We start from the raw sequence: 18,187 nt of genomic DNA on the forward strand, positions 1-18,187 counted from the left end.
GGATCAGATGTCGTCGACGGAGGACGACTCGAACCGGGAGGAGATGTTGATGCCGAGCTCTTCCGCGGCGCGGTAGACCTCGTCATCGGTGTCGCGCAGGCTGACCGCGGTGCCGTCGGCCGAGAGGACCTCGACGTTCAGGCACAGCGACTGCATCTCCTTGATGAGGACCTTGAAGGACTCGGGGATGCCCGGCTCCTGGATGTTCTCACCCTTGACGATGGCCTCGTACACCTTCACGCGGCCGAGGATGTCGTCCGACTTGATGGTGAGGAGCTCCTGCAGCGCGTAGGCGGCGCCGTAGGCCTCGAGGGCCCACACCTCCATCTCGCCGAAGCGCTGTCCACCGAACTGCGCCTTACCACCGAGCGGCTGCTGGGTGATCATCGAGTACGGGCCCGTCGAGCGCGCGTGGATCTTGTCGTCGACGAGGTGGTGCAGCTTCAGGATGTACATGTAGCCGACCGAGACCGGGTCCGGGAAGGGCTCCCCGGAGCGTCCGTCGAACAGCTGCGTCTTGCCGGACGAGCCGATCAGGCGCTCACCGTCGCGCGTCGGGGTGGTGGAGTCGAGGAGCCCGGCGAGCTCCTCCTCCGCCGCGCCGTCGAACACGGGGGTCGCGACCTTGGTGCCGGGCGCCGCCTCGCGGGCGTGCTCGGGCAGGCGCGCGGCCCACTCGGGCTCGCCGTCGACCTTCCAGCCCTGCTTCGCGATCCACCCGAGGTGGATCTCGAGGACCTGGCCGAAGTTCATGCGGCCGGGGACGCCGAGCGGGTTGAGGACGATGTCGACCGGGGTGCCGTCGGCGAGGAACGGCATGTCCTCGACCGGCAGGATCTTCGAGATGACGCCCTTGTTGCCGTGGCGGCCGGCGAGCTTGTCGCCCTCGGTGATCTTGCGCTTCTGGGCGATGTAGACGACCACGCGCTGGTTGACGCCCGAGCCGAGCTCGTCGTCGCCGTCCTGCGCGTCGAACACCTTGACGCCGATGATCGTGCCCTGCTCGCCGTGGGGCACCTTCAGCGACGTGTCGCGGACCTCGCGGCTCTTCTCGTTGAAGATCGCGCGGAGCAGGCGCTCCTCGGCCGAGAGCTCGGTCTCGCCCTTGGGCGTGACCTTGCCGACGAGGATGTCGCCGGGGCGGACCTCGGCGCCGATGCGGATGATGCCGCGCTCGTCCAGGTCGGCCAGGAGCTCCGGGCTGACGTTGGGGAGGTCGCGGGTGATCTCCTCCTTGCCGAGCTTCGTGTCGCGGGCGTCGACCTCGTACTCCTCGATGTGGATCGAGGAGAGGACGTCGTCCTTCACCAGGTTCTGGCTGAGGATGATCGCGTCCTCGAAGTTGTGACCCTCCCACGGCATGAACGCGACGAGCAGGTTCTTGCCCAGCGCGAGCTCGCCGTTCTCGGTGGCGGGGCCGTCGGCGACGATCTCGCCGACCTCGATGCGCTCGCCGGCCGAGACGACCACGCGGTTGTTGTACGAGGTGCCCTGGTTGGAGCGGTCGAACTTGCGCAGGAAGTAGGTCTGCGTTCCGCCCTCGTCCAGCTGGACGGTGACGGAGTCGGCGGAGACCTCCTGGACCACGCCCGCCTTGTCGGCGGTGATCACGTCGCCGGCGTCGATGGCCGCGAAGCCCTCCATGCCGGTTCCGACGACGGGCGACTCGCTGCGCAGCAGCGGGACGGCCTGGCGCTGCATGTTCGCACCCATGAGCGCGCGGTTCGCGTCGTCGTGCTCGAGGAACGGGATCAGCGAGGTCGCGACCGACACCATCTGGCGCGGGGAGACGTCCATGTAGTCGACGCGGTCGGCGTCGACGAGCTCGACCTCTCCGCCCTTGGGGCGGACCAGGACCTTGCCCTCGGCGAAGTGGAAGTCCTTGGTGAGGGGGGCGTTCGCCTGGGCGACCAGGTACTCGTCCTCCTCGGACGCGGTGAGGTAGTCGATCTGCTCGGTGACGCGACCCGCGACGACCTTGCGGTACGGGGTCTCGATGAAGCCGAACGAGTTGATGCGCGCGAAGGACGCGAGCGAGCCGATCAGGCCGATGTTCGGGCCTTCCGGGGTCTCGATCGGGCACATGCGGCCGTAGTGCGACGGGTGGACGTCGCGGACCTCGACGCCGGCGCGCTCACGGGAGAGACCGCCGGGGCCCAGCGCCGACAGGCGGCGCTTGTGGGTCAGACCCGCGAGCGGGTTGTTCTGGTCCATGAACTGCGACAGCTGCGACGTTCCGAAGAACTCCTTGATCGCGGCCACGACGGGGCGGACGTTGATCAGGGTCTGCGGCGTGATCGCCTCGATGTCCTGCGTGGTCATGCGCTCGCGCACGACGCGCTCCATGCGGGACAGGCCCGTGCGGACCTGGTTCTGGATCAGCTCGCCGACCGCGCGGATGCGGCGGTTGCCGAAGTGGTCGATGTCGTCGACGTCCAGGCGCAGGTCGACCGGAGCGCCCTCGCGGACACCCGGCAGCGTGGTGCGGCCGTCGTGCAGCGCGACCAGGTACTTGATGGTCGCGATGATGTCCTCGACCGTCAGGACCGAGTCGGACAGCGCCTTGTCGATGCCGAGCTTGCGGTTGATCTTGTACCGGCCGACCTTCGCGAGGTCGTAGCGCTTGGAGTTGAAGTAGAAGTTGTCCAGCAGCGCCCGGGCGGCCTCGGCGGCGACCTGCTCGCCCGGACGGAGCTTGCGGTAGATGTCGCGGAGAGCGTCCTCCTTGGTGAGGATGTTGTCCTTCTCGAGCGTCAGCTCGATCGACTCGTAGCCGGCGAACTGCTCGAGGATCTCCTCGCTGGTGAGGCCGAGGGCCTTCAGGAAGACGGTGACCGACTGCTTGCGCTTGCGGTCGATGCGCACGCCGACCTGGTCGCGCTTGTCGATCTCGAACTCGAGCCACGCACCGCGGCTCGGGATGACGCGGGCGGAGTAGATGTCCTTGTCGGACGTCTTCTCCTGCTGGCGCTCGAAGTACACGCCCGGCGAGCGGACGAGCTGGGACACGACGACACGCTCGGTGCCGTTGATGATGAACGTGCCCTTCTCGGTCATGAGCGGGAAGTCGCCCATGAAGACCGTCTGGGTCTTGATCTCACCCGTGAGGTGGTTCATGAACTCGGCCTCGACGTACAGAGGAGCGGCGTAGGTCTTGCCGCGCTCCTTGCACTCCTCGATCGTGTACTTCTCGGGCTCGAGGTACGGGTTCGTGAAGCTCAGCTGCATCGTCTCGCTGAGGTCCTCGATCGGGGAGATCTCCTCGAAGATCTCGTCCAGACCGGAGTTGGCGGGGAGGTCCTCCCGGCCGGCGGCCTTCGCCTCGGCGACGCGGGTCTTCCACGCCTCCGAGCCGACGAGCCAGTCGAAGCTCTCGGTCTGCAGTGCGAGCAGATCCGGAACCGTCAGGGTGTCGCTGATCTTGGCGAACGAGAGACGCGATGCGGCGCGTCCGTTCTTGGGTGAGGTGGTGGTTGCGTTGGGCGCAGCAGCCAAGGAAGGAACCTCCGTAGACCCTTGCGGGTCTCAATCTGTGGGATGTGTGGAGTGGGCTCCCGCCGGGCGGGCCGACACCCGCCCTCCACACGCCGCAGGGACCGTTTCGACGCGGTCTTCGGGGTGGGGGCTAGAGTGTGGCATCGGCATCCACCATCTGATGCCGGGTTCCGGTGACCTGCCGACCGCAATATGAGGGCGTGGGTACTCGGGAGCGCAAAGTACAAATATAGATGCATCGCGCCACGCCGCGCAAGTGCAGATCCTTGCGTCGTGTCGCGGGGTCCGGTATACGTCCCGGGCAGGCCGCCGTCGGGGTGCCGCGTCCCTCAGACTGAGGGGATGCAGGAACGAACCGGACGCCGACGCGGCGACGACGCCGAGCACCCCCGCGCGGTGCTCTCCAGCGGCTACCTCGCGCAGATCGAGCCCGACCGGCACTCCCCCGACGCCGCGACCCTCGTGGTCGACGGGACGCCGCAGTCGCACGTCGACCTGGCCGATCCGATGCACCTGTCCTTCGAGTACGTGCGCCGCATCGGCCACGCCATCGACCTGCTCGCCCCCGAGGGCGAGGCCGTCACCGCGCTGCACCTGGGCGCCGGGGCGCTCACCCTCCCCCGCTACGTCGCCGCGACCCGGCCGGGCTCGCGCCAGCAGGTCGTCGAGATCGAGGGCGCGCTGGTCGAGCTGGTGCGGGAGGCGCTGCCGCTGCCCCGGGGAGCCCAGATCCGCATCCGCCAGGGCGACGCCCGCGAGGTGCTCGGCAAGCTCCCGCCCGGACTCCTGGGCAGCATCGACGTCGTCGTCGTCGACGTCTTCTCGGGGGCCAGGACCCCGGCGCACGTGACGAGCACGCAGTTCTACTCCGCGATCGCCCCGCTGCTCGCGCCCGGGGGCGTCGTCGCCGTCAACGTGGCCGACGGAGGGGCGCTCGCGTTCGCCCGCGCGCAGGCGGCGACCCTCTCCTCCGTCTTCGCGCACACCGCGATCATGACCGACACGCAGATGCTCAAGGCGAAGCGGTTCGGGAACGTGGTGATGCTCGCCTCCGCCGCGCCGCTGCCGGTCGACGGACTGCCGCGGCGCCTTGCCTCCGACCCCGCGCCCGCGAAGCTCGTGCAGGGCCGAGAGCTCGACAACTTCGTCGCGGGCGCCTCCGCCGTCACGGACGACACGGCCACGCCCTCGCCGCTGCCGGCCCGCAGCATCTTCCAGGTGCGGCGCGGCTGACCCTCGTCGGATGGGCGCGTCCGGAGGAGAGCCGTGCGCTCCGCCCCGTAAACTGGGCCGGCCCGAGCGGCCGCCCGCTCGTCGCACACGACCCGCGACGCACCGGATCCGCACCCCACGAGGAAGCACTGCTCTGAGCATCATCATCCGCCACGATCCCGCGACGCTCCGCGAGGAGATCGACGTCGACGCCGCCCAGGAGCGCCTCGAGGAGATCGGCGCGCTCCGCTCCCTCGCCGCTCTCACCGAGAAGGCCGAGCTGCTGCGCCTGCTCGGCCGGCTCGACGAGGCCTGGGACCTGGCCAACGAGGCCGTCCGCCGCACCCGCTTCTCGGGCGACCGCGCCGAGCTCCTGACCGCGCGCGTCCGCCGGGCCCGGCTCATGCAGCTGCGCGGGCGCCCCGACGAGGCGCTCTCGGAGCTCGCGCTGTGCGTCGAGGAGGCGCGCACCCACGAGTGGCACCTCGAGCACTCCTTCGCGCTCAAGCACCGGGGCCTCGCGTCCTTCGAGCTCGGCGAGTACGGCCGCGCCGCGCGCGACTTCGACGCCGCGACCGTGCTCGGCGAGCGCGTGGGCGTCCCGGAGGAGGAGCTCGAGATCGCACGGGTGGGCTTCGCCGCCGCGACCGAGTTCCAGGGCGGCTCGACGCGCGAGCGGACCGAGGGCACCGTCCGCGGGCGCCGCCGGGCCGACGGCGCCAAGGACGCCGCGGCGACCGACGACTCCGACGGCGCCGAGAGCGCCGAGAGCGCCGACCAGGCCTGACGGCTCCCCCGACGGACGGCGGACGCGTGGCCGAGCTGGAGCAGGTCCGGGCGTGGGCCGAGGAGTTCCTCGTCGAGCACCTCGACGACTCCTGGAGCTTCGGCTTCGATCACGCGCGCACGCGGGGCGGCGCCTGCCACTGGAGTGACCGGCGGATCACCCTCTCGCGTCACCTCGCCGCCCGCTGGAGCGACGAGGAGGTGCGGCAGACCCTCCTGCACGAGGTCGCGCACGCGCTCGCCGGCCCGACCGCCGGGCACGGAGCCGCGTGGCGCGGCATCGCCGCTCGCCTGGGGTACACCGGCTCGCGCACGCACAGCAACCCGACCGCCGACGAGCTGGCGCCGTGGGTGGGCACCTGCCCGAGCGGACACCTCTTCTACCGGCACCGCCGGCCGTCCCGCCCCCTGGCGTGCGGACGCTGCGCCCGGCGCTTCGAGGCGGCGAACGCGATCCAGTGGCGCCGGCGCCCGGTCCCGGCGGCGTGAGCGCGACCGGCGAGCCGCGCGCGATCCGCGGTCGCGCGCCCAGCACGGGGCAGTGGCTCGAGGAGGCCGACGGCCGGCGCTGGTGGTTCGACTCCGGCAGCCTCGCGCTCGACTTCGCGTTCACCGGCGCGATGCGCGGCGCCCCCGGTGAGCGGCTGCCCTCGGGCGAGGCCCTGGGGGCTTGGCTCGCCGAGCGGTTCGACGCGCTGGACGAGGGCGGACGCGAGGCCGACCTGGCCGACGCTCTGATGCTGCGGGACGCGATCGCGCGGCTGGCGGAGGCCGCCGAGCAGGGCGGCTCCGGGGAGCCGGGGGACGTCGACGTGCTCAACCTCTTCGCGGCGATGCCGGACATCCCGCCGATGCTGTCGGGCGGATCGCGGCGGGCCGGCCGGGCGACCGCCGCGGCCCGCCAGGCGCTCTCGACGATCGCGCGGGAGGGGGTCGAGCTGCTGGGCGGCTCGGGCGCGGGGCGACTCCGCCGCTGCGACGCCGAGGACTGCCGGATGCTCTACCTGGACACGTCGCGGGCGGGCACGCGCCGCTGGTGCTCGATGCAGCGCTGCGGCAACCGGGCGAAGGTCCGCGCGCACCGCAGTCGGAGCGCGGCGCGCGCGGCCGGCCGCTAGTCGATGACCCGGACTTCCTTCCAGAACGCGACGTAGCCCGAGAAGTCCTTGCCGACGCGGTCGAACGCGGTGGGGTACGGAGTCGGGTAGGACCAGGCGCGGTCCTTCAGCAGACCGTCGTCGGACTTCACCGAGAAGTACTGGCACTCGCCCTTCCAGGGGCAGGTGTAGGGGGTGTCGCTCGGCTCGAGCAGGTCGGTCGCGACGCTCGAGGGCGGGAAGTACCAGTTGCCCTCGATCGAGATGAGGTCGGAGTCGGGGGCGTCGGCGAGGACGACGTCGTGGAGGACGGCTTTCATGCGGGCCAGCTTTCGGGTTCGGTCGCGGGGGCGGTGCGAGCGGGAGCGCTCCGTGCGAACGCTACGCCGCTCCGGGGCCGGCGGTCGAGGGGGCCCTCAGCGCAGGACGGTGACGTCGGCGACCGAGTCGAGACGGGCCGCGGCGGCGACCTCGTCGGCCCGTCCCGACTCCTTCAGCGCACGACCCGACGGCGACGCCGACAGCAGGTGGGAGCAGGCGCGGCGGAGCCCGGCGAACGAGGCGGACGCGACCGCCGCGTCGGGCGAGGTGTGGTCGATCCCGAGCGTGATGAGGGCGTCGATGAGCGCGCCCGCGGCGAGCTGGTCCTCGAGAGTGAAGCGCGCGGCCCCGTCCTCGTCGACGTCGCCCGCGGCGACCACGTTGACGCTGGTGCGGCCGCCGTTCTCGTGCTGGCGCTCGAGGATCCACCGGGCGACGGCGGTGCGGTCGGCGAGTCCGGCCCGCACGACGCGGCCCTCGACGCCGTCGAGGGGCAGCTCCCGGCCGCCGGGCAGCGCGTCGACGACGACGGTGATGTGCGCGGGGGCGAGGACGCGCAGCGCCCGCGGACCCCAGTCGAAGCGGATCTGGTAGGTCGACTGGTCGTGGGCGGAGGACGCGGCGTTCACCCTGACACGGTACCGGGCGCATACACGGCCGAGCGCTCCCGCGCACCCGGTGACGGCACAGGGCCCTGCGGAGGAGGATGGGCGTCGTGAAGGTGATGCTGAAGCACGTGCTCGACACCGACGTGGACTCCGCCTGGCGCGCTCTGCAGAGCCCGGCCGTGTTCCGCGAGGTGATGTCCCCCCTCCTGACCGCCGCGTCGCTGGACGAGGGCGGCTTCCGGCCGACGTGGGGGCTGGGCCCGCACGACGTCGCGATGGACGCGCTCGGGATCGTGCCGATGGGCGCGCAGGAGATCGACCTCTCGTACCGGCGCGTGCCGTCGATGCCGGACGTGCGGATCCTGCGCGACAGCGGCGCTCCGCTCTCGGGCGCTCTGCGGCTGATCACCGCCTGGGACCACCGGATGGCGGTCGCTCCGCTCCCGGACGGGCGCACGCTGTTCCGCGACAAGCTCGAGTTCAGCGCCGGGCTCGCCTCGCCCGCCCTCTGGCCGTCGATGTGGGCGTTCTGGCAGTGGCGCGGCATCCGCATCCGCTCGCTGGCACCGACCTGGCGCCACGACGTGGGCGCGGATGCGCGCCCCCGCGGAGAGGCGGCGCAGTGAGCCCCGACGGCACCGCGGAGGAGGAGGTCGAGCTCTCGCGCGCCGAGCTGATCCGCTTCCAGTGGCCCTCTGCGGAGGACGAGTCGGACGAGTCGGACGAGGTCTCGCCCCGCCGCAGACTCGCGTCGGCGATCGAGGTCGCCGACTGGCGACGCCACGTGCACGCCCTCTACGCCGAGGTCCGCCGCCTCTCCAACGTGGACCTGCTCGCGGCGCACGCCTCGTGGATCCGCGGGCGCAACGCGCTCTTCGCGCGCCACCCCTCCACTCCGCTCCTGCCGGCGGACCGCGCGCACTTCCGCTCCCTCGCCATCGCTCCCTACGACGCCTCGTGGCGGTTCGAGCTCGAGGTCGCACCGGCCGAGGAGCCGCGGAGGATGGACGTGGAGACCGGGACGGACGGGACCGTGCCGTTCGAGCTGATCGGCACCGTCGCGATCCCCCGCGCCGGGACGCTCGACGTCTGGCGGCTCGGCTCCTACGGCGGCGGGCTCTTCCTGCCGGTCAAGGACGCGCTGGCCGGGACCCCCGGCGGCACGTACGGCGGCGGACGCTACCTGCTCGACACCGTGAAGGGCGCGGACCTCGGTCCCGGGAGCGCCCCGTCGACCCTGGTGCTCGACTTCAACTTCGCCTACAACCCCTCCTGCGCGTACGACCCGGCATGGGCGTGCCCGCTCGCGCAGGCCGGCAACACGCTCGGGGTCGAGGTGCCGGTGGGCGAGCGCTACAAGGGCTGAGACGCGCCCGGAAGGCGGGCTCCGATGCGGCGAGCGACCGGAGTCCGCTAGGCTTGTGGGGTGCGAGCGCGAAGTCTGCGCTCCCCCGCGTCGTAGAACGCCCCTTGTCCCCTGAGGACTCTGACCGTCGAGGACCCCGTCCCGACCATCTGGCGCACCGTGCATGAGGCCTCCGGCCGCGCGCACAGCTTCGTACGGCGAACGGATGTGACCACCGTCACCTTCGCCCGAAAGCCGATCACCCGCGCCCGGCCGTACGCCTGCGCTGTCGGATCGGCATGATGCCCCGAAAGGCACCATCCATGTCGTCCATCCCCACCTTCGCCGCTCTCGGCGTCCCCGCTCCCCTCGTCTCGGCCCTGACCGCGAACGGCATCACCGAGCCGTTCCCGATCCAGGTCGACACGCTGCCCGACACCCTCAACGGCCGCGACGTCCTCGGACGCGGCAAGACCGGCTCGGGCAAGACCCTCGCCTTCTCGATCCCGATGATCGCCCGCCTCGGCGGATCGCTCGCCGGCGGCCGCCGTCGCCCGGGCCGCCCGCTCGGACTCGTCCTCGCGCCGACCCGCGAGCTCGCCACCCAGATCACCGCGGCCATGCAGCCCCTCGCCGACGCCTACGGCATCGTCACCACGACGATCTTCGGCGGCGTCTCGCAGCAGCGCCAGGTCGCGGCCCTCAAGCAGGGCGTCGACATCGTCGTGGCCTGCCCCGGCCGCCTCGAGGACCTGATGAAGCAGGGCTTCGTCAACCTCGACGCCGTCGAGATCACCGTGCTCGACGAGGCCGACCACATGGCCGACCTGGGCTTCCTGCCCGTCGTCACGCGCATCCTCGACAAGACGCCGCGCGGCGGTCAGCGCCTGCTGTTCTCGGCGACGCTCGACAACGGCGTGGACAAGCTCGTCAAGAAGTACCTGCAGAACGAGGTGCTCCACTCGGTCGACGAGGCCAACTCGCCCGTCGCGCTGATGACCCACCACGTGTTCGAGGTCGACGGCCTCGACTCCAAGAACGCCCTCGTGAAGACCCTCGCGTCCGGCACCGGCCGCCGCATCCTCTTCATGCGCACCAAGCACCACGCGAAGAAGCTCGCCAAGCAGCTCACCGGCCAGGGCATCCCCGCCGTCGACCTGCACGGCAACCTCTCGCAGGTCGCCCGCGACCGCAACCTCGCGGCGTTCGGCGCCGGCGACGTGAAGGTGCTCGTCGCGACCGACGTCGCCGCCCGCGGCGTCCACGTCGACGACGTCGAGCTCGTCATCCACGTCGACCCGCCCATGGAGCACAAGGCGTACCTGCACCGCTCGGGCCGTACCGCTCGCGCGGGCTCGGAGGGCGACGTCGTCACCGTCGTGCTGCCCACGCAGCGCGGCGACGTGAAGACGCTCCTGCGCAAGGCCGCCATCCAGGTCCAGCCCCAGCAGGTCACGGCCGACTCGGCCGCCGTCGCGAAGCTCGTCGGGAACGTCGCGGCGTACGTGACCCCCTCGGCCGTCGTCGAGCCCGCCCGCGGGCAGTCGCAGGGCGGACGCTCGCAGGGCGCGAACGCGCAGCGCAAGCGCGCGGCCCGCACCGACGGCACCGGCTCCGCACCCCGCGGTGGACGCGGAGAGCGCTCGGCGGCCCCCGCAGGCGGCTCCGACCGTCCCCGTCGCGACCGCACCGCCGGCTCCGACGGAGCCGCTCGCGGCGGCGCCCGCGGCGGACGCACCCGCTCCGCGGCCCCCGCGTCGACCTCCGGCGGCTCGCGCTCGTTCTACAGCACCGCGACCGGCGGCGCCTCCTCGGCCGCACCCGCCCGCGAGGGCTCCGGCGGCGGCGCCCGCCGCGGCGGACGACGCGCGCAGGGCTGAGCTTCTTGGTGCGCCGCGGGGCGGCGCACCGCGGTCGGCTCTCTGAGGTGGATGCGATTCGCAGAGCGTGTTGCGAACGGCTACGCCGATCCGCTCGCACGCGGATCGGCGGTTCGCCTCGTGGGTGCTGCTTCGGCGGCACGTTCGGGTGAAACGGGCGCGCTGAACGTACAGAAGGCCGGGAGTTCCTCCTGCGGAGTCGTCCGTGGGAGGGGTCCCGGCCTTCGTCGTTGCTGGGGGGCGTGCGTGGGTACGGTCCGACTGAAAGGTGGGTCCCGGTGACGGGGCGCCTCGAGTCGTCGACGGCGTGTAGCGCTCGGAACGGTGTTCGCCGCGGTCGATGTTCGCAACCGAGGTCACGAGCCGGCTCCGGGCCCGATACTGCCGGCCCAGCGGTCCTCGTTCTCGAAGACGAACGGACCCGGTCAGCAGGAGCGAGCCGAACGGAGTGCGCTTCCGACGCGGACCGCCGTGCCGCACGCCGAAGGACGAGCAGAACGTCGGCCAGGACGTCAGCTCAGCCACCATCGCTGCTGACGGGTGCTCTCAGCTGAGGTTCTGCTTCCACAGTGGTTGCGACAGCTCCTCTCCCCCCAGCGAAGCAACACGCCGCGCCACGCAGCGGGACGCCCGGTCCGCGGGCCAGGCGATCCCCTCAGGCGGGATGCACCACGCCCCGCGGCACGCGCCCCCGTCGGGCAGAAGTCGCGGCAGCGCTTCCTCTCCGGAGGGAGGCGCCGAAGCGCACGGCGGAGCCGAACGCGCGATCCGCGTGGCAGCGGATCGCGCTAGGCGGAACGCAGGACGCTCCACGGAACGCGACCACCCCTGGAAGCCGACCGCGGTGCGCCGCCACGCGGCGCACAAGACGAACACCGCGGAGCCGAACGCGCGATCCGCGTGCCAGCGGATCGCGCTAGGCGGAACGCGCCACGCTCCATGGAACGCGACCACTCCTGGAAGCCGACCGCGGTGCGCCGCCCCGCGGCGCACAAGACGAACACCGCGGAGCCGAACGCGCGATCCGCGTGCCAGCGGATCGCGCTAGGCGGAACGCACCACGCTCCGAGGAACGCGACCACCCCTGGAAGCCCACTGCGGTGCGCCGCCCCGCGGCGCACAAAACGAACACCGCGGAGCCGAACGCGCGATCCGCGTGCCAGCGGATCGCGCTAGGCGGAACGCACCACGCTCCATGGAACGCGACCACTCCTGGAAGCCGACCGCGGTGCGCCGCCACGCGGCGCACAAGACGAACACCGCGGAGCCGAACGTGCGATCCGCGTGTCAGCGGATCGCGCTAGGCGGAACGCACCACGCTCCGAGGAACGCGACCACCCCTGGAAGCCCACTGCGGTGCGCCGCCCCGCGGCGCACAGTTCAGCTCAGCCTTCCGACCGATGCCAGGGCTGCACGGACCAGGGCGCCGCGTCCGCCCTCCATCTCGGCGGAGACGGCGTCGGAGCAGGCCTCGTCGGGGGTCATCCAGGTGAGCTCGAGGGCGTCCTGGCGGGGGTCGCAGGTGCCGGTCACGGGGACGACGTAGGCGAGGGACACGGCGTGCTGGCGCTCGTCCGTGAAGGGGCCCATGCCGGGCATGGGGAAGTACTCGGCGACGTGGAAGGGCAGCGGGCTGGCCGGCAGCAGCGGGAACGCCATGGGGCCGAGGTCCTTCTCGAGGTGCCGGAAGAGGGCGTCGCGCAGCGTCTCTCCGTACATCACCCGACCCGACACGATCGTGCGCGTGATCTGGCCCGACGCCGTCGCGCGCAGCAGCACGCCCACCTCCGTGACCTGGCCGAGCCCGTCGACGCGCACGGGCACCGCCTCGACGTACAGCAGCGGGAGCCGACGGCGGATCTCGGCGAGTTCGTCGTCGGACAGCCACCCGGAGTTGGGGTCAGGGGTACGCACGCTCATGGAGCCATTCTTACCCGACGTTCATGTCGGTCCGGTTTCGCAGCGGGCGCGGCGGGGCCGGCGGCGATGATGGAGTCATGGGAATCGATCCGAACGCCGTGCTGTGGTCCTCCTCCGAGAAGGACCGGGTGGACCGCCCACTTCTGGTGCTCCTGCACGGCTACGGCTCGCACGAGGGCGACCTCTTCTCGCTCGGCGCGTACCTGCCGCTGGAGCCGGTGCTCGCGTCGCTGCGCGCCCCGCTCGCCCTCGACGGGCGGGCGAACGCGTGGTGGCCGCTGCGGCTGCCGATGGATCCGGAGGAGTCGCGCACCGATCCGGCCCAGGTCGAGCAGCCCACGCGGGACGTCCTCGACTGGCTGGACGCGCTCGACCACCCGGGCCCGATCGGACTCCTGGGCTTCTCCCAGGGGGCGGCGCTGGCGGTGCAGCTGCTCCGGCGCGCCCCGGGCCGCTTCGCGTTCGCGGTCGCCCTCTCGGGGTTCGTCGTGCCGCTGCCCGAGGGCGACGACGCGGATGAGCGCCTCGCGCGGGAGCGCCCGCTCGTGTTCCGCGGTCGCGGGACGCTGGACACGGTCATCCCGGAGAGGGCGGTGACGGAGGGCGACGCGTGGTTCCCGGCGCACACCGAGCTCGACTCGCGCGTCTACGAGGGCGTGGCGCACGGAGTGAGCCAGGCCGAGATCGCCGACGTGAGCGCCTTCATCCGCCGCGCGTTCGGCTGAGCCGCCGACGGCGGGCGCCGCGTCAAGGGTTTGCCCGTGGCGGACGCCGCGGCCAGTGTCGGTGGTGGCAGGGAGGATGGAATCATGCCCACCGATCTCGGCGGCAGCGCTCTCGAGCGCTTCTCCCCCGCCACCCGCGCCTGGTTCCAGGGCGCCTTCCCGGCGCCCACCGCGGCGCAGGAGGGGGCCTGGTCGGCGATCTCGTCGGGGTCGCACGCGCTCGTGGTCGCTCCGACCGGTTCGGGCAAGACGCTGTCGGCGTTCCTCTGGGCGATCGACCGCCTCGTGCAGGGCCCACCGCCGGAGGATCCGCAGCACCGCACCCGCGTCCTCTACGTCTCACCGCTGAAGGCGCTCGGCGTCGACGTCGAACGCAACCTCCGCTCCCCGCTCGTCGGGGTCACGCAGACGGCGCTGCGCCTGAACGCCGAGGGCATCGGAGTCGCTCCGTCGACCGTCACGGTCGGCGTCCGCTCCGGGGACACCCCCGCCGCCGAGCGGCGCGTGCTGCAGAAGACGCCGCCCGACATCCTCATCACCACGCCCGAGTCGCTCTACCTGATGCTCACCTCCGCCGCGCGCGAGTCGCTGCGCGGCGTCGAGACCGTGATCGTCGACGAGGTGCACGCCGTCGCCTCGACCAAGCGCGGGGCGCACCTCGCGGTCTCGCTCGAGCGCCTCGACGCCCTGCTGCCGAAGCCGGTCCAGCGCATCGGCCTCTCGGCGACGGTGCGCCCGCGCGAGGAGGTCGCCCGGTTCCTGGCGGGCCGCTCGCCGGTGTCGATCGTGGCGCCGGTGTCCGAGAAGCAGTGGGACCTCACGGTCGTCGTGCCGGTCGAGGACATGTCCGAGCTCGGGGCGGCCTCTCCGCAGGAGGGCTCGACCATGGGGGCGACCGGCCCGCAGAGCGGATCGATCTGGCCGCACGTCGAGGAGTCGATCGTCGACCGCGTGCTCGCGCACACCTCCTCCATCGTCTTCGCCAACTCGCGTCGGCTCGCCGAGCGGCTCACCGCCCGGCTGAACGAGATCTACGCGGACCGCCGCGAGGCCGACCTCGAGCGGGCCCGCGCGACGGCCGAGCCCGTCGCCGTCGGGGCCCTCGTCGACGAGGCGATCGGGTCGATGGCCACGGGGGCGTCCCGCCGGGCCCCGGCCGAGCTCATGGGCGCGGCCGGCGGCACGAGCGGCTCCGGGCAGTCCGCCCCCGACGACGAGCCGCTGCTCGCTCGCGCGCACCACGGCTCCGTCAGCAAGGAGCAGCGGGCGATCATCGAGGACGACCTGAAGTCCGGCCGCCTCCGCTGCGTCGTCGCCACGTCGAGCCTCGAGCTCGGGATCGACATGGGCGCGGTCGACCTCGTCGTGCAGGTCGAGACGCCGCCGTCGGTCGCCAGCGCCCTCCAGCGCGTCGGGCGCGCCGGCCACCAGGTCGGCGAGGTGTCGCGCGGCGCCTTCTACCCCAAGCACCGGGCCGACCTGCTGCACTCCGCGGTCACCACCGAGCGGATGCGCTCCGGGCTGATCGAGGCGATCCAGGTCCCCGCGAACCCGCTCGACATCCTCGCGCAGCAGACCGTCGCCGCCACGGCGCTCGAGGCGCTCGACGTCGACGACTGGTTCGACACCGTCCGCCGCAGCGCGCCGTTCGTGTCGCTGCCCCGCTCCGCCTACGAGGCGACGCTCGATCTGCTGTCCGGCCGGTATCCCTCCGACCAGTTCGCGGAGCTGCGGCCCCGGCTCGTCTGGGACCGGGACGCCAACACGCTGACCGGACGGCCCGGTGCGCAGCGCCTGGCCGTCACGAGCGGCGGCACGATCCCCGACCGCGGGCTCTTCGGCGTCTTCATGGTCGGCGAGCCCGGCTCCACCGGCAACCGCGTCGGCGAGCTCGACGAGGAGATGGTCTACGAGTCGCGCGTCGGCGACGTCTTCGCACTCGGAGCGACGAGCTGGCGGATCCAGGAGATCACCTACGACCGCGTGATCGTGACGCCCGCGTTCGGCGAGCCGGGCCGCCTCCCGTTCTGGAAGGGCGACTCCCAGGGCCGGCCCGCCGAGCTCGGCGAGGCGATCGGCGCGTTCACCCGCGAGCTGGGCGGGTCGGCCGCCGATCCGGCGCGGGCACGCTGCGCGGAGGCGGGCCTGGACGAGTACGCCACGAACAACCTGCTGTCGTTCCTCGACGAGCAGCGGATCGCCACCGGGCAGATCCCGGACGACCGCACGCTGGTGCTCGAGCGCTTCCGCGACGAACTGGGCGACTGGCGGCTCGTGCTCCACTCGCCGTACGGCATGCAGGTGCACTCCCCGTGGGCCCTCGCCGTCGGCGCGCGCGTGCGCGAGCGGCACGGGGTCGACGGAGCGGCGATGGCCGGCGACGACGGCATCGTCGTCCGCATCCCCGACACCGAGTCGGAACCCCCCGGCGCCGAGCTTTTCCTGTTCGAGCGCGACGAGCTCGAGTCGCTCGTGACGAGCGAGGTCGGCGGGTCGGCCCTCTTCGCCGCCCGCTTCCGCGAGTGCGCGGCGCGGGCGCTGCTCCTGCCCCGCTACAACCCCGGCAAGCGCTCACCGCTCTGGCAGCAGCGTCAGCGCGCCGCGCAGCTCCTCGACGTCGCGCGCACCTACCCGACCTTCCCGATCATCCTCGAGACGGTGCGCGAGTGCCTCCAGGACGTCTACGACCTGCCCGCGCTGCTGCGCCTGGCCGCGCGGCTCGACGGGCGCGAGCTGCGGATCCTCGAGGTCGAGACGCCGACCGCGAGCCCGTTCGCCCGGTCGATGCTCTTCGGCTACGTCGCGGCGTTCATGTACGAGGGCGACAGCCCTCTCGCCGAGCGCCGGGCCGCCGCGCTGTCGGTCGACGCGGCGCTCCTGGGCGAGCTGCTCGGCCGCGCCGAGCTGCGCGAGCTGCTCGACCCGGTCGTCCTCGCGCAGATCGAGCGCGAGCTGCAGCGCGTCGAACCGGAGCGGCGTCTGCGCGGGCTCGAGGGCGCGGCCGACCTGCTCCGCCTGCTCGGTCCGCTGACGATGGACGAGCTGGGCGAGCGCCTCGTCGAGGAGTCCGTCGCGTCGGCGGACGTCGCGGCCGCTCCTCCGATCGCGCGCGAGACGCTCGAGTCGGTCGTCGCCCAGCTCGTGAAGGCGAAGCGCGTCCTGCCCGTCGGCCTCGGCGGCGAGCAGCGCTACGCCGCGATGGAGGATGCGGCGAGGCTCCGCGACGCCCTCGGCGTGCCCCTGCCGATCGGCGTTCCGGTCGCGTTCATCGACCCGGTGCGCGATCCGCTCGGCGACCTCGTCGCCCGTTACGCGCGCACCCACGGCCCCTTCACCGCCGCCGCCGTCGCGACGAGGCTCGGCCTCGGCGTCGCGGTCGTCACCGACACGCTCCGCCGCCTCTCGGGCGAGCGGCGGGTCACCGAGGGCGAGTTCCGGCCGAACGGCACGGGCAGCGAGTGGTGCGACGCCGAGGTGCTCCGCCGACTCCGGAGCCGCTCGCTCGCCGCGCTCCGCAAGGAGGTCGAGCCGGTCGACGGCGCGACCTACGGGCGGTTCCTGCCGGCCTGGCAGCACGTCGGCGGGTCGCTCCGCGGCATCGACGGCGTCGCCTCCGTCATCGACCAGCTCGCCGGAGCGCCGATCCCCGCTTCGGCCTGGGAGACGCTGATCCTGCCCTCCCGCGTCCGCGACTACTCCCCCGCCCTGCTCGACGAGCTCACCGCCACCGGCGAGGTGCTCTGGGCCGGCGCCGGCACGCTGCCCGGCAACGACGGCTGGGTGAGCCTGCACCTCGCCGAGACGGCCGGGCTCACCCTGCCCGTGCCCGGCGAGACGCTGCCGCTCGGCGAGCTGCAGCAGGAGATCGTCGGGGTCCTCGGCTCCGGCGGCGGCTACTTCTTCCGTCAGCTGTCCGACGCGGTCGGCTCGACCGACGACTCCGCCCTGGTCGACGCGCTCTGGGAGCTCGTCTGGGCCGGGCTGCTCACCAACGACACGTTCGCTCCGCTGCGCACCCTCGTCGGCACCAGCGGAGGAGCGCACCGCCAGCCGCGCGCACCGGCCCGGGCCCGCGCGCCCCGCGGCCGCATGATGACCCGACCGACCATGCAGACCCGGGTCGGCCCGCCGACCGCGGGCGGCCGCTGGTCGATCGTGCCGCTCGCCGAGTCCGATCCCACCATCCGCGGTCACGCGCTCGGCGAGGTGCTGCTCGAGCGGTACGGCATCGTCACGCGCGGCTCCGTGCAGGCGGAGGGCGTGCTCGGCGGCTTCGCGCTCGCCTACAAGGTGCTCAGCGGCTTCGAGCAGCAGGGCCGCGCCCGCCGGGGCTACTTCATCGAGAAGCTCGGAGCCGCCCAGTTCGGCACCGCGGGCAGCGTCGACCGGCTGCGCACCTTCGTGCCGCAGGACGACGCACGCGACCGGCCCCGGCCGGTGCTGGCCCTCGCGGCGACCGACCCCGCGAACCCGTTCGGCGCGGCCCTGCCGTGGCCGCAGGGCGAGGGGCACCGGCCCGGACGCAAGGCCGGCGCGCTCGTCGCGATCGTCGACGGCGAGCTCGCCGTCTACCTCGAGCGCGGCGGCAAGACGGCGCTCACCTTCACGAGCGACGAGACCGCGCTCGCCGACGCGGCCGGCGCGTTCGCGCAGCTCGTGCGCTCCCGCGGAGTCGAGAAGCTCACCGTCGAGAAGGTGGACGGCGAGTTCTCCCTCGGCACCGCATTGGGCGACGCCCTCGTCGCGGCCGGCTTCGTCGCGAACCCGCGCGGTCTCCGGATGCGCGCGTGAGCGCCGG

Annotated in this window: 13 protein-coding genes; 9 read left to right on the forward strand and 4 right to left on the reverse strand. The window is 72.8% G+C overall.

Going from position 1 to position 18,187, the window contains the following annotated elements; translation table 11 throughout:
• Positions 1 to 3: 3 nt before the first annotated feature.
• Positions 4 to 3,495 (reverse strand): DNA-directed RNA polymerase subunit beta, encoded by a 3,492-nt coding sequence (gene rpoB, locus LRG51_RS07220; RefSeq protein WP_055786995.1) that lies wholly within the window; start codon positions 3,493 to 3,495, stop codon positions 4 to 6.
• Positions 3,496 to 3,837: 342 nt separating this feature from the next.
• On the opposite strand from rpoB, the gene LRG51_RS07225 reads away from it, so the two are divergent.
• Genes LRG51_RS07225 through LRG51_RS07240 form a run of 4 tightly spaced genes read left to right on the forward strand, consistent with a single transcriptional unit; the run spans position 3,838 to position 6,611 of the window.
• The gene (locus tag LRG51_RS07225; RefSeq protein WP_230671890.1) at positions 3,838 to 4,728 is read left to right on the forward strand and encodes a spermidine synthase; all 891 of its coding nucleotides are present in this window, start codon (positions 3,838 to 3,840) and stop codon (positions 4,726 to 4,728) included.
• A 10-nt stretch (positions 4,729 to 4,738) separates the two neighbouring features.
• Positions 4,739 to 5,494 (forward strand): tetratricopeptide repeat protein, encoded by a 756-nt coding sequence (locus LRG51_RS07230; protein WP_230671892.1) that lies wholly within the window; start codon positions 4,739 to 4,741, stop codon positions 5,492 to 5,494.
• Between the two features lie 26 nt (positions 5,495 to 5,520).
• Positions 5,521 to 5,982, forward strand: coding sequence for a SprT-like domain-containing protein (locus tag LRG51_RS07235; RefSeq protein WP_230671894.1), 462 nt, complete (start codon positions 5,521 to 5,523; stop codon positions 5,980 to 5,982).
• Positions 5,979 to 6,611: a CGNR zinc finger domain-containing protein gene (locus LRG51_RS07240; protein WP_082481095.1), complete on the forward strand. Its 633-nt coding sequence runs from the start codon at positions 5,979 to 5,981 to the stop codon at positions 6,609 to 6,611. Before LRG51_RS07235 ends, LRG51_RS07240 begins: the two co-directional genes overlap by 4 nt.
• On the opposite strand, the gene LRG51_RS07245 is transcribed toward LRG51_RS07240, so the two are convergent.
• Positions 6,608 to 6,910 carry a DUF427 domain-containing protein gene (locus LRG51_RS07245; protein ID WP_055786984.1) on the reverse strand — a complete coding sequence of 101 codons (303 nt, stop codon included), beginning with the start codon at positions 6,908 to 6,910 and terminating at the stop codon, positions 6,608 to 6,610. The two genes, LRG51_RS07240 and LRG51_RS07245, sit on opposite strands and share 4 nt — an antisense overlap.
• Positions 6,911 to 7,006: 96 nt before the next feature.
• Entirely contained in the window at positions 7,007 to 7,540 is a 534-nt protein-coding gene (locus tag LRG51_RS07250; RefSeq protein WP_055786980.1) for a 2-phosphosulfolactate phosphatase, read from the reverse strand.
• 95 nt (positions 7,541 to 7,635) lie between these two features.
• On the opposite strand from LRG51_RS07250, the gene LRG51_RS07255 reads away from it, so the two are divergent.
• From LRG51_RS07255 to LRG51_RS07265, 3 genes are all read left to right on the forward strand, one after another.
• A complete protein-coding gene (locus LRG51_RS07255) occupies positions 7,636 to 8,145 on the forward strand; it encodes a hypothetical protein (protein WP_230673102.1) in 510 nt (169 codons plus the stop codon).
• Between the two features lie 131 nt (positions 8,146 to 8,276).
• A complete protein-coding gene (locus tag LRG51_RS07260; RefSeq protein ID WP_230673103.1) occupies positions 8,277 to 8,885 on the forward strand; it encodes a DUF1684 domain-containing protein in 609 nt (202 codons plus the stop codon).
• Positions 8,886 to 9,187: 302 nt separating this feature from the next.
• Positions 9,188 to 10,744 carry a DEAD/DEAH box helicase gene (locus LRG51_RS07265; RefSeq protein WP_230671896.1) on the forward strand — a complete coding sequence of 519 codons (1,557 nt, stop codon included), beginning with the start codon at positions 9,188 to 9,190 and terminating at the stop codon, positions 10,742 to 10,744.
• Between the two features lie 1,380 nt (positions 10,745 to 12,124).
• On the opposite strand, the gene LRG51_RS07270 is transcribed toward LRG51_RS07265, so the two are convergent.
• Positions 12,125 to 12,664, reverse strand: a complete 540-nt coding sequence (locus LRG51_RS07270; protein ID WP_055786971.1) for an NUDIX hydrolase family protein — start codon at positions 12,662 to 12,664, stop codon at positions 12,125 to 12,127.
• 77 nt (positions 12,665 to 12,741) lie between these two features.
• Here LRG51_RS07270 and LRG51_RS07275 point away from each other — a divergent pair, with 77 nt between their 5' ends.
• Both LRG51_RS07275 and LRG51_RS07280 read left to right on the forward strand, forming a co-directional pair.
• Complete coding sequence (locus LRG51_RS07275; protein WP_230671898.1) at positions 12,742 to 13,389, forward strand: alpha/beta hydrolase; 648 nt, start codon at positions 12,742 to 12,744, stop codon at positions 13,387 to 13,389.
• Positions 13,390 to 13,473: 84 nt separating this feature from the next.
• On the forward strand, positions 13,474 to 18,180 hold the full coding sequence (locus LRG51_RS07280; RefSeq protein ID WP_230671899.1) for an ATP-dependent helicase: 4,707 nt from the start codon (positions 13,474 to 13,476) through the stop codon (positions 18,178 to 18,180).
• The last annotated feature ends 7 nt before the right edge of the window (positions 18,181 to 18,187 follow it).

Source organism: Rathayibacter sp. Leaf248, assembly GCF_920939495.1.
Lineage (GTDB): Bacteria > Actinomycetota > Actinomycetes > Actinomycetales > Microbacteriaceae > Rathayibacter > Rathayibacter caricis.

Coding starts and splice junctions, on each gene's coding strand:
- LRG51_RS07255 (WP_230673102.1), top strand. CDS start 7,636: ATGCTGAAGCACGTGCTCGACACCGACGTGGACTCCGCCTGGCGCGCT.
- LRG51_RS07280 (WP_230671899.1), top strand. CDS start 13,474: ATGCCCACCGATCTCGGCGGCAGCGCTCTCGAGCGCTTCTCCCCCGCC.
- LRG51_RS07265 (WP_230671896.1), top strand. CDS start 9,188: ATGTCGTCCATCCCCACCTTCGCCGCTCTCGGCGTCCCCGCTCCCCTC.
- LRG51_RS07230 (WP_230671892.1), top strand. CDS start 4,739: ATGGGCGCGTCCGGAGGAGAGCCGTGCGCTCCGCCCCGTAAACTGGGC.
- LRG51_RS07275 (WP_230671898.1), top strand. CDS start 12,742: ATGGGAATCGATCCGAACGCCGTGCTGTGGTCCTCCTCCGAGAAGGAC.
- LRG51_RS07225 (WP_230671890.1), top strand. CDS start 3,838: ATGCAGGAACGAACCGGACGCCGACGCGGCGACGACGCCGAGCACCCC.
- LRG51_RS07270 (WP_055786971.1), bottom strand. CDS start 12,664: ATGAGCGTGCGTACCCCTGACCCCAACTCCGGGTGGCTGTCCGACGAC.
- LRG51_RS07245 (WP_055786984.1), bottom strand. CDS start 6,910: ATGAAAGCCGTCCTCCACGACGTCGTCCTCGCCGACGCCCCCGACTCC.